Source organism: Limnohabitans sp. 15K, from assembly GCF_002778285.1.
Lineage (GTDB): Bacteria > Pseudomonadota > Gammaproteobacteria > Burkholderiales > Burkholderiaceae_C > Limnohabitans_A.
The window spans coordinates 243026-255384 of sequence record NZ_NESM01000002.1 but is presented as its reverse complement, the minus strand read 5'-3'; the positions used below and the strand labels follow the sequence as shown (position 1 = coordinate 255384).

The window sequence follows — 12359 nt, the reverse complement described above, 5'->3', positions numbered from 1 at the left end:
GAACTCACCCCTGAATATAAGAAAACACCATGGCCAGCACCTCTGATTCCGGCGAAGCCGCTGATATTTTTTGGCCCGGTTACGTTGACGCCGTCACCAACCTGGCCATCAACCTGCTGTTTGTGATCGCGGTCATGAGCATCGTGGTGTTGGGCGCGACCTTGCAATTGGCGCAAATGACCAAAAAGAAAGCGATTGAAGAGGCTCAGTCCCAGCAAACCGCCACATCGGCCTCCCACACCCAAGACAAGCAAAAGGGTGAGCAACAAAAAGACGCGAATGCACAAAGCAAAGACGACACCGTCAGCCGCATGCAGCAAACGATCAACGAGGTGAAGGCCAAACTTGAAATCACCCAGAAAAAACTGGAAGAGACGCAGCGTCAACTGGCCCAAAGCCCAGATGTACGGCAGGAGGTGGTGCAGGTCAAAGACAACAAACCCGTCGAACCCAAACAGGCCAACAAAGTCCAAAACCTGTCGCCATCGGCGATTGTGGTGATGTTCAGCCCAGACGTGGTCACCATGTCTGCTGCCGAAACAACCGAGCTGATGGGCAAACTGAAAACCATCAGTCCTTTGCAGGCAGGCCGTTGGCAAATCACGGTGATTTCGCCCAAGGGCTTTTCAGAGGCGGCTCGCTTGTCTTTCTACCGCGCCAATGCGGTGCGCAATGCCTTGCTTGAAAACGGAGCCGCCAGCGCAGCCATTGACCTGAAAATCCACGAGAGCACACAAGCCGGTGCCGACAACAGCAAAGTGCTCTTGAAATGGGTGCCATGAACCAACGTTCAGTGCGCTTTGATCGGATGCTTTTGGCTTTTTTGGTGGTGTTGATGGCCGGCGCCATCGCCTGGGCCATGGTCGCTCCAGTGGACCAAATTGTTCGCGCTGAGGGCCGCATCATTGCGGCAGGCCGTGCGCAAATCGTGCAACACCTGGAAGGCGGCATCGTGCAGCAAATTTTGGTGCGCGAAGGCCAAGTGGTGGAAGCTGGTGACGTGTTGATGCGTTTGTCTGACGTGCAGGCCAACACATCCGTTCAGCAAGGGCGTTCGCGTTTGCAAGCCTTGTTGGCGCAACAAGCCCGCTTGACCGCAGAGGCACAAGGCCAGGCAGCACCGCAGTTTCCATTGGAAGTGCCGCAAGAAATCCAACAAGAAGCGGTCAATGCCTTCAAAGAGCGTTTGTCGCGTTTGCGCTCGGAGCGCTTGGTCATCGGCCAGCAACACACACAACGTCAAGCTGAGTTGACGGAGGCCCGTAGCCGCATTGTCAGCACCCAGATTGAGCTGGACTTGGCCCGAAAACAATCCAACATGATGGAGGGCTTGGCGAAAAAAGGCGCCGCCTCGCAAATGGAGTTGATCGACTCGCAAAGTCGTACCCAGCGCCTGACCACCACTTTGAACGACATCCAGGCTTCCTTGCCGCGCTTGCAAGCGGCGGTGTCCGAGTTGTCGGCGCGTTTGGACGAGTCTTCTGCCAAGTTCCGTTCAGAGGCGCGTACCGAGTTGACGCAGGTGAGCGCTGAACTGGCCAAACTCCATTTGGCGGTCGATGGCGATACCGATCGCCTTGAACGCACAGAAGTCCGTGCCCCCACCAGTGGCTACATCAACCGGCTGAACTTCAACACCATGGGTGGCGTGGTCAAGCCAGGCGAGGTCCTTCTGGAAATCACCCCCAACCAAGGCCCCGTGGCGGTTGAAGCCCGTGTCAGGCCCAACGACCGTGCTTCTCTGCGACCGGGTCTGAGCACGCGGGTCATGATTGGTGCTTACGACTATGCCGTTTACGGCGCCCTGAGCGGCCGCCTCGTCGAGGTCAGTGCAGACACCTTGGCCGATGAATCGGGCCAGCGTTATTACCGAGTCTTGATTCAAACCGACACACCTTCCGAACGCATGACCGCCTTGGCCATCTTGCCCGGCATGACGGCCCGCGCCGATGTCGTGTTGGGCCAACGCACCGTCATGTCCTATTTGCTCTCGCCTTTGCTGCGCTTTCAGCAGCAAGCTTTCACCGAACCCCACTGATTCACGCTCTTAGATAGACAGAGGATAAAAAATGAAAAGACTCCAACTTTATTACTGGTACATGGGTGTTCCTGTTGCGCTCGTCTTCTTAGGCGCAGTGATTTTTTGGGATGCCATCATGAGCACGGTCGAGGGCAACCCTCACCCTCAGATCAACTACATCATCTTTCTGTTGGTGGTTGTAGGCTGTTACCAAATGATGGCACACGTTCGCCGCATCAACAAAGAGGGCAGCCTGTTCCGTCAATACCGCCTCATGGTGGACAGCGGCATTGCCGACGCAGAGCTTGAGGCCACGCTTTATGACATCAGCAAAAAGTACGATGTCGTTTCTTTGATGCAATTGATTCAGGGTTTGCGCGGCAAACCACTTTCATCGGTTCAGCACTCCGCCGTCGAATCGGAGATGGAGCGATTCAGCGCACGACAAACCCGTCGTTTGATGATGTCGCAATTCATGGGCGGCATGATGGTCGGCATGGGTTTGCTGGGCACCTTTATTGGTTTGCTGGGCGCGCTGGCCGAGATCGGCAAGCTGATTGGCTCGTTCAATCTGGGCGCTGGCATGATCGATCCCGTCGCCGCCATCAGTGAGCTGGTGGCGCGATTGACGGCGCCCATGCAAGCCATGGGCGTTGCCTTCAGTGCCTCGCTGTTCGGTGTTTTAGGTTCACTCATCATGGGCGTGTTGTCGGTGGGGGTGCGCAGCGCCTCCAGTGACCTGGTGTCCTTCGTGCATTCCGACACCTCGTTGATGCTGGACATCGCGCCCAACACCGAAGAAAACTTGGATGACCCTGCCGCTGAATTGGCCGAGGCATTGGGGCAACTGTCTGAGCACTCGCCTTTGTTGCGAGGCCTGGCTTTGGCGTTGGACCAGTCTGAAAGGCGGGTCAGGGAGTTGTTGGGCAGCATGGCCACATTGGTCGCCCGGGTTGAAACCTCCAACCATGCGGCCAGCTCGCTGGTGCAGCATTTGCAAGAGCAAACACAGACGCAAGACAAGGCTTTGCAGGCCTTGCTTCAACTGCAATCCTCACAAACCGCATTGTCCGAGAACCAGGCCCAAATGGTCGATGCGAGCCAGTTGATGGCCCAGCAGCTGTCCCAGCAAAACAATTTTTTGCAAACAGCCTTTGCCGATCAAAACCAACGCTTGACAGCGCAGTCCAACGAATTGCAAGAAATTTGGCGCAACCAGGCGGTGCACCAGCAGCACATGCTGGAGGTTCAGCAAAACAATTGGCAAGTGCAGATGCAAACCGACAACCAAACGCGCCAAAACGAATGGTCTCACTGGGCCCAAATTCAGCAATCGGGCTTGCAGCAAATGGTGTCCCATTTGCACGGCACCCAATTGCTGGTCAAACAAATGGCCGAGCAAGACCAGCGCAATGTATTGCACGGAAAAGAAACCCAAGTTCAGCTGTCCGTGCACCAAAAGGAATTTTTGACTGCCATCGAGCAAGTCGGAATGCGCACACAGGATCAGGCTCAAACGCGGGCCGAGTTGCTCAACCGCCTCGATGCATTGCTCACAGAAAACAAGTTCCGCAACGAGCAAATGGTGCATTTGCTGGGTCTCAACACCCCACAGCCAAGCCCCATCAACACCTGATCGATAAGACTGGCCTGGCCAGTGTTCTATCGCCGTTCTGTTTCACGCTTCCAAAATGACCGAAAAAACCATCTCGCCTGTTGAGCCCAAGCCGTCCACCTCATCCTCGCAGGACCCAGCAGTTCAACTGATTGCAGCAACGCCCCTCAACAGCAGCACACAGTTCAAACTGCCCATTCGGGAACAGGATGTGGCCTCTGTTCAATCGGTCGATTTGGATTTGGTCATCATCACGCTGTCGGGTGAAAAAATCATCTTGCAGCAAGGCGCTCTGCAGGCGGCGGTTCAACCCGACAGCCAAATTGTTTTCAGCAATGGCTCCAGCATCACCGCAGCCGATCAGGTCAAAAAAATTGGCATTCTTAAACCCGTCGAGGGTGGCAGCTTTCGCTTGCGCTCTGCAGACATGCAACCTGCGCAAGCCGACAACGTTCAGGGTCGTGAATTTGGACTTGGGCAAGACGTCAACGATGCGCTGAAACAAATGACCGAAACGGCTGAGCAGGTCGAAAAATTGCTGCAAAGTCTGTCCACGGTCAGTGCCTCGGCCAATGACGGTCGAGATGCGCAGGCGCAAGGGCAGGGCCCTGGCACAGGTTTTAAAAAAGCCTCTGACGTGGTGGCCAACCCCTTGGCTTCGCCGACGCCGGGCAGCCCGCCTGTACCAGAAAACACCAATACCTCAGAGCAATCGGGCAAAGACCGCGAGCTGCGGGCCAGCAGCGACTACAAAGTCACTGCGGTTACTTTGCTGGATGCCACCAAGACGCTGGATGCTGTTCAGCCGCGGCAAATGATGGCCGAGGCCCCACTCCCAGTCGTGGTCAAAGCTCCTGCGGCCGGTTCGTCTGAGGTCAAGCCGCAATGGGTCGATGGCGTGGTGCAAAACAACTTGCTGCTTTCCGGTGCGCCCACAGCGGTCAAAGCCGTCTACACCTTGGCCCTGGGCACCACCAGCGTGCCTGCAGACTTCAAAATCAACGGCCAAAGCCTTGTTGACAAGCCGCTGGAGCTGGTCGTCAAAGGCGGTGCAACCCAGCAGTTGGCCCTGACTTGGAAGGTGGCCGAAGACGGCGTCACCGTTCAAAAAACCGACTTTCAAGTCTTGGTCAAGTATTACAACGCGGCCGGTAGCGTCATTGAAACGGGTGGCCAGACGCTCACTTTCTCGCATGGCGATTTCCGATCTGTTTCAGAGACCTACGCGAACGACGCCAACGGCCAACCCATCTTTAACCTGTTGGCCCGTGGCGTGAGTTACGACATTCAGGGCGACGACAAACTGAACGACGTCATCAACGCAGGCGACGGCCACGACATCGTGCGCGGCTTGGGCGGCAACGACACCATCAACGGCGGGCGTGGCGATGACACCCTGATCGGCGGCTTGGGTGCCGACACGCTGGACGGTGGCACCGGCACCAACACCGCCAGCTACAGCACGTCGGCCACAAGCGTGACCGTGCACACGGCCAGCGCAGAGCAAAGCCTGAACGCAGGCGGCGAAGCCCAAGGCGATGTGCTCAAAAATATCCAGAACCTGGTGGGCAGCGACTTCGCGGATAGCCTGTGGGGCGACAGCCGTGCCAATACCTTGAGCGGTGGCAAAGGCGACGACACGCTGGCCGGAGGAAGCGGGGCCGACCAGCTGATTGGCGGCGAGGGCAACAACACCGCAAGTTATGCCAGCGCTCAAGCTGGCGTGACTGCCTCTTTGCTGCACCCAGAAAACAACACCGAAGACGCAGCAGGCGACCATTACACCGATATCCAAAACCTGCTGGGCAGCGCGCAGGCCGACAACCTGACGGGCGACGCCAACGACAACATCCTAAGCGGCGGTGCGGGCGATGACACGCTGCAAGGTGGCGTGGGCCTCGACACCCTGGATGGTGGGGATGGCCAAGACACAGCCAGTTACAGCGCATCCACCGATGCGGTCAAAGTGTCCTTACAAGGCAAAGCCGTCAACGAAGGTGGCGATGCCCAAGGCGATGTACTCGTCAACATCGAGCACCTGCTGGGCAGTGCTTATGACGACCACCTGACAGGCAACGCGCAAGCCAATAAGCTGAGCGGCGGTTTGGGCAATGACACGCTGGAAGGCTCGGGCGGTGCTGACCGCTTGGACGGTGGCGCGGGCACCAACACCGCGAGCTATGCAGGCTCGTCTCAGGGCGTGACCGTTTATTTGGCGGCGGACCGCCAGCTTGACAACCAAGGTGGTGACGCCCAAGGCGATGCCTTCACCAACATCCAGAACCTGCTGGGCAGCGCCTATGCAGACACCCTGGTGGGAGACGAGAAAAACAACAGCCTGAGCGGTGGTGCTGGTGACGACACCCTCGAAGGCGGCGCGGGTGGCGACGTGTTTGACGGCGGCACCGGGAGCAACACCGTGACCTATGTGCACTCGGCCATGGGCGTGAGCGTTTACCTGGGCGCGGACCAGCAGATTTACAACTCGGGGCCAGACGCTTCTGGCGACACCTTCAAAAACATCCAGAACCTGATCGGCACAGAAAAGAACGACGTGCTGGTGGGCGACGCAGAGAGCAACCTGCTGCAAGGTGGCGGCGGTGACGACGTGCTCGAAGGCGGTCTGGGTGCAGACACTTTGCAAGGTGGTGAAGGCCACGACACCGTCAGCTATGAAAACGCCACCCAAGGCGTGACCGCTTCGCTTGGCAGCGCTGCACAAAATGTGGCCGAAGCCGCGGGCGACATTTACACCAGCATCGAAAACCTGCGTGGCACCCAGTTCAACGACAGCCTGACCGGAGACGCCAGCGACAACACGCTGCAAGGCCTGGCGGGCAACGACACACTGGACGGCGGTGGCGGCATCAACAACCTGATTGGCGGCACGGGTGACGACACCTACGTTATCAACAACGTGGCCGACACCATCGTTGAGAACATCAACGAAGGCAAAGACCAAGTCAGCAGCTCTGTGACTTACACCTTGGGCTCCAACCTTGAAAACTTGACCTTGACGGGCAGCGCCAAAATCAACGGCACGGGCAACGGCTTGGCCAACGTCATCACCGGCAACAGCGCAGACAACACGCTCGACGGCGCAGCAGGTGCCGACACCCTGGTCGGCGGCGCTGGCAACGACACCTATGTGGTGGACGATGCGGGCGATGTCATCACCGAAAACGCAGGCGAAGGCAAAGACCTGGTGCAGAGCAGCTTCACGTACACGCTGGCAGCCAACCTGGAAAACCTGACCCTGACGGGCAATGCCGCCATCAACGGCACCGGCAATGCCGATGACAACGTCATCAAAGGCAACAACGCCGACAACACGCTGGACGGCGGTGCGGGCAATGACAATATTTCGGGCAACGACGGCAATGACAAGTTGTTGGGTGGAGACGGCAATGACGCGCTGGATGGCGGGGACGGAAACGATACGCTCGATGGCGGTGTAGGCGACAACAAATTGGCCGGTGGTGCAGGTGATGACACCTACATTGTGAGTAACACCACCGACTCAACCGCTGAGAATGCAGGTCAAGGTACTGATGAAGTTCAAACCTCGGTGACCTATGTCATTGGCGAGAACATCGAAAAGCTGACCCTCACAGGCACAGCCAACATCGACGGCACAGGCAACAGCCTGGACAACACCATCACGGGAAATTCAGGCAATAACGCGCTCAATGGCGGTGACGGAAAAGACACCATCAATGGAGGCGCAGGCAATGACACCTTGGACGGTGGGGCAGGCGAGGACTCCCTTGTCGGCGGTGCTGGTGATGACACGTACTCGGTGGACAGCACATCGGACGTGATTGTGGAAGTGGCCAATGAAGGATCAGACACTGTCAAAAGCTCTGCGACTTACACGCTCGGTGACAACATCGAAAATCTGACATTGACTGGCAGTACGGCAATCAATGGCACTGGCAACAGCGCGAACAACACCATCACCGGCAACAGTGCAGCCAACACATTGGACGGTGGTGCAGGAGCCGATACCTTGGTGGGCGGTGATGGCAACGACACCTACGTGGTGGACAACATTGGCGACGTGATCACTGAGAAACTGAACGAAGGCATTGACCAAGTTCAAAGCGCTGTGACCTACACATTGGCTGACAACATTGAAAAGCTGACATTGACCGGCACTGCTGCGATCAACGGCACAGGTAACAGTCTGGGCAATACGATCACAGGCAACAGTGCGTCCAACTTAATCGATGGAGGGGCTGGTGCCGATACTTTGATCGGAGGGGCTGGTGATGACACTTACGTGGTGGACAACCTCGGTGATGTGGTCACAGAGAACGCCAACGAAGGCATGGACCTTGTTCAAAGTTTGGTGACCTACACGCTGTCTGCCAACGTCGAAAATCTGATTTTGTCCGGCAGTTCGGCGATCAACGGCACAGGCAACACTTTGGGCAATGCCATCACGGGCAACAGTGGGGCCAACGTTCTCGATGGTGGTTCAGGTGCCGATACCCTGGTGGGAGGTGCTGGCGATGACACGTACGTTGTGGAAAACGCCGGTGACGTGGTGACCGAGAATCCTGGCGAAGGCTCGGATACGGTTCAAAGCGCGATCAATTACACACTGGGTGCCAACCTCGAAAAACTGATGCTGACCGGCAACGCGACGCAGGGTGTGGGTAATGATTTGGCCAACACCATTGTCGGTAACAACAGCAGCGATAGCCTCAGTGGTGGCGCTGGCAATGACACGATGACCGGTGGTACTGGCAACGATACGCTGGATGGGGGTTCTGGCAACGACAGCATGGCTGGCGGCACTGGCAACGACGTGTACGTGGTCGACAGTCTGAGTGATGTTGTGACTGAGAATGCCTCGGCTGGCATTGACACCGTTCAAGTGTCGCTCGATGGGTACACATTGGCAGTCAATGTTGAAAATTTGCAATTGATCGGGTTGGCAACATCAGCGATAGGCAATGCGGGCGATAACGCCCTGACCGGCAATAACAACAGCGATAGCCTCAGTGGCGGTGCCGGAAATGACACGCTAACTGGAGGCACAGGTAACGATACGCTTGACGGCGGAATAGGCAATGACAGCATGATTGGAGGCCTGGGAGACGACACCTATGTCGTCGACAGTGGCTCAGACTCCATCACAGAAAACTCTTCGGCGGGCACAGACACAGTCCAAAGCTCGATCAGCTATTTGCTTTCGACCAATCTGGAAAACCTGACCTTGACTGGCACGGGGGTACTGACCGGCACAGGCAACAGCGTGGCCAACATCATTCAGGCGAACAACTCTGGCAATACGCTGTCGGGTTTGGATGGAAACGATACCCTCATCGGCGGCACAGGCAACGACATCTTCATCGGAGGGCTTGGTGCTGACTCGCTCACCGGTGGCGGTGGCATTGATACTGCTTCGTACGCATCATCGTCATTGTCTGTCACTGCGTCCTTGGCATCAGGTCAAGGCACGCAAGGCGATGCATTAGGCGATACGTTCAGTGGCATCACCAACCTGACCGGTGGCAGTGCCGCCGACACCTTGACTGGTGACAGTGGTAACAACTATTTGATCGGCAATGCGGGTAGCGATACCCTCAGTGGCGGTGATGGTAATGACACACTTGATGGCGGTGGTGACGTCGACAAGATGACTGGCGGCAAAGGTGACGACACTTATTTTGTCAGCATCTCAACAGACGAAATCGTTGAACTACAAAATGAAGGTATAGATACAGTCAACAGTGCTGTTGATCTGACGTTGGGCACAAATTTAGAAAAATTGACCCTTACTGGTGGTGCCAGCAATGGCAACGGCAACGAGCTTGACAACACCATCATTGGCAGCAATGTCGCCAGCACACTCAATGGCATGGCTGGCGATGACAGCATCACTGGCGGTACCGGAAGCGACACCTTGGTCGGTGGCTTGGGAGATGACACCTTGGATGGTGGTGCCGGAAGTGATTGGGTGGATTACAGCACTGCCACCAACGATATGACGGTTGAGCTGAAGGCCAACGACACGTCTACGCTTTCTTTCATGATCAATGCCGTGGAACAAGGCACCGATACGATCAAAAACATCGAGAACATCAAAACTGGTGCCGGTAAGGACAATATTTCAGCGACTGGCACATTGGGAGTTGCCAACACCATTTATGCAGGCGCTGGAGATGACACGGTCAATGGTGGCGATGGGGACAATACACTGGATGGTGGTACCGGAAATGATTCGCTGACTGCGGGCACGGGCAATGACACCATTTATGCTGGTGAAGGTGACGATACCGTGAGCGGTGGTAATGGCAGCAACACAATTCATGGCGAAGCGGGTAACGACAAACTGAGCGCAGGGACCGGCAACGACACTATTTTTGGTGGCGCTGGCAACGATAGCATCACGGGTGGTGGTGGCAATGATTCTTTGGTGGGGGGGGACGGTGTTGATACCCTGACGGGCGGTACAGGTTCCGATACCTTTGATCTGGCTACAAACAACACCTCGTTGGCTGGAGATCAGGCCATCGGTGGTGGTGGGGGGGATACCTTCATCGTTAATTCATCAAACTTGACCGCCAGTGCTTCAACTGCCCTTATCCAGGGGGCAGCAGGGGTCATAGACACATTGCAAATCAAGGGAACTGCAGGCGCAACCATTGATCTGACCATCTTGACCAACGGCTCATTCACCTCTATCGATAAAATCGATATGGCTGGAGATGGTGTGGCTTCTACAGTGCAGTTCAACAGCGCGTCCATCAAGAGTTTGGTTGATCTTTCCGGTGCGGCCTGTGTTTTAAAGCTGGCTTTGGGCGGAAACGACAGTTATGACATCGTGGCTGAGACGGGCGTCTATTTCACAGACACCCGCAACTCCACAACCTTCTATTCTGACTCCACGAAATTGGTTCAAATTGCGCAGGTGCAATACGTATGAGTGACTCGCTATCCCCCATGCCCCAAGACCTCACCAGCCTCAAATCCTGGCTGGCCTACGTTCTGCGTGGCCGTTTAGGTTGGCTCACCTTGTCGAGCTTCTTCATCAACATAGGAACGCTGGTGCCAGCTTTATTTGGCATGTTGGTGTACGACAAGGTTGTGCACAACGGCATTTTTGAAACGCTGTGGGTGCTGGCCATTGGGGTGGTCTTGTACTTGGCCATTGAGTTGGTGTTGCGCTCCATTCGGGTGCGGGACATCGAGCGTGTGGCGCAGCTGATTGACGAGAAAATTGACGATCGCTTGTTTGCGGTCTTGCTTCAGCCCTCTGCCCGCAGTGGTGCGCAGCCGGGCATGGCGGCCCGTTTTTTGACGCTCTACCGAGACCTGGCTTCGGCCCGCGACTTCTTTTCGTCGCAGTATCTGCTGGCCATGGCCGATCTGCCGTTTTTGGTGTTCATCCTCGTGGCCATCGGTGTCATCGCTTGGCAACTGCTGATCGTCGTCTTGGTCTGGGTGGGCCTCTACATCGCCGTCGGCCAGTGGCTCAAATCGCGAACCGAGCGCTGTAACCGCGCCGTCAACGAGCAGCAAGCCAACAAGTTGGCCTTGCTCACCGACACCTTGTCATCGCTCGACACCCTGCGCACCAGCCACGCAGGTACGCGCATGCAAAGCCGCTTTCAGCAATCGGCCCGCCAACACGCCGAATCCTCCAGCGACTTGCGTCTGTCTTTGGTGGTGCAAAGCCACTGGCAAATGGCCGTGAGCTTGCTCAGCTATGTGAGCTTGTTGGTGGTCGGTGCTTATCTGATCTTCGGTCAGCAAATCACGGTGGGTGCATTGATTGCGGTGTCCATGCTCAGCGGCCGCACACTGGGCACGGTGGGCCAGGTGCTGATGGCGCTGGGCCGTTGGACGGAGTTGCGCCAGTCCATGAAGCAGCTCGCCCCCTTTTTGCAGTCCGCGCCAGGTCAGGGTGGAGCACTGCCCACTGACCACACCAACGCCTTGCCCACGCCTACAGCCAGCAGCGCCGACGTCATGGACAGCCTGCGTCGCCCGGTGGGCACGGTGCGCGGGCATATCGCCACGCACCAGCTGGTGCATCAATATGCCAACGGCCAGTCCGCACTGCGAGAGCTGAACCTGAACTTTCAGCCCGGTGAACGTGTGGGCCTTCTGGGTCGCCCGGGTTCGGGCAAGTCCACTTTGCTTCGCATTTTGGCGGGGGCCATTCAGCCCACGCAGGGAGAGGTGCGGGTCGACCACGCTGCGCTGCACAGCATTGCCCCGCAAGACCGGGTGACCTGGCTGGCTTTCAAGCCGCAAGAAGCACCGCTGATGGCTGGCACGCTCGAGTCCAACATTTTGATGAACGTGCCCGACGACGCCACGCCCGAGCAGCGCATGGCTGCGCTGGCCCACGCCGTGCATGTCTCGGCGCTCGACATCGACCTGGCCTCGGGTGCGCTCCGCCTCGACCTGCCGGTAGAGGAATACGGCGCCAACCTGTCCGGTGGTCAGCGCCAAAAAGTGGCCCTGGCCCGTGCACTCGCCACCCGCCCGCGCCTGCTGCTGTTGGACGAGCCCACCACCGGCCTGGACACCGAAACCGAGAAAACCATCGTGCAGCGCTTGTCCGCCCTGACCGACGTGACCTTGATCGTGGTGACCCACAGTGCGGCCGTGTTGGCCATCACGCAGCGACTGTTGGTGCTGGACCAAGGTCGTCTGCTGGCCGACGACGCCACCTCAAAGCTTTTGGTGGCTTGATTAGAATTG

The 12359-nt window shown here is 57.1% G+C and carries 5 protein-coding genes; all 5 read left to right on the top strand.

All coding sequences use genetic code 11. The annotated features are described in order from the left end of the window. Positions 1-29 precede the first annotated feature (29 nt). From B9Z40_RS09965 to B9Z40_RS09915, 5 genes are read left to right on the top strand one after another with little or no spacing between them, the layout of a single operon-like run. Positions 30-782: a hypothetical protein gene (locus B9Z40_RS09965; RefSeq protein ID WP_100173200.1), complete on the top strand. Its 753-nt coding sequence runs from the start codon at positions 30-32 to the stop codon at positions 780-782. Further along, a complete protein-coding gene (locus tag B9Z40_RS09960; protein WP_158238077.1) occupies positions 779-2038 on the top strand; it encodes an HlyD family type I secretion periplasmic adaptor subunit in 1260 nt (419 codons plus the stop codon). Before B9Z40_RS09965 ends, B9Z40_RS09960 begins: the two co-directional genes overlap by 4 nt. Positions 2039-2069: 31 nt before the next feature. Next, positions 2070-3656 (top strand): hypothetical protein, encoded by a 1587-nt coding sequence (locus tag B9Z40_RS09955; RefSeq protein ID WP_143473951.1) that lies wholly within the window; start codon positions 2070-2072, stop codon positions 3654-3656. 55 nt (positions 3657-3711) lie between these two features. Continuing rightward, positions 3712-10572 carry a calcium-binding protein gene (locus tag B9Z40_RS17095; protein WP_143473950.1) on the top strand — a complete coding sequence of 2287 codons (6861 nt, stop codon included), beginning with the start codon at positions 3712-3714 and terminating at the stop codon, positions 10570-10572. A gap of 17 nt (positions 10573-10589) precedes the next feature. Then, positions 10590-12350, top strand: coding sequence for a peptidase domain-containing ABC transporter (locus B9Z40_RS09915; RefSeq protein ID WP_158238076.1), 1761 nt, complete (start codon positions 10590-10592; stop codon positions 12348-12350). Positions 12351-12359: the final 9 nt, after the last annotated feature.

Coding starts and splice junctions, on each gene's coding strand:
- B9Z40_RS09965 (WP_100173200.1), top strand. CDS start 30: ATGGCCAGCACCTCTGATTCCGGCGAAGCCGCTGATATTTTTTGGCCC.
- B9Z40_RS09960 (WP_158238077.1), top strand. CDS start 779: ATGAACCAACGTTCAGTGCGCTTTGATCGGATGCTTTTGGCTTTTTTG.
- B9Z40_RS09955 (WP_143473951.1), top strand. CDS start 2,070: ATGAAAAGACTCCAACTTTATTACTGGTACATGGGTGTTCCTGTTGCG.
- B9Z40_RS17095 (WP_143473950.1), top strand. CDS start 3,712: ATGACCGAAAAAACCATCTCGCCTGTTGAGCCCAAGCCGTCCACCTCA.
- B9Z40_RS09915 (WP_158238076.1), top strand. CDS start 10,590: ATGCCCCAAGACCTCACCAGCCTCAAATCCTGGCTGGCCTACGTTCTG.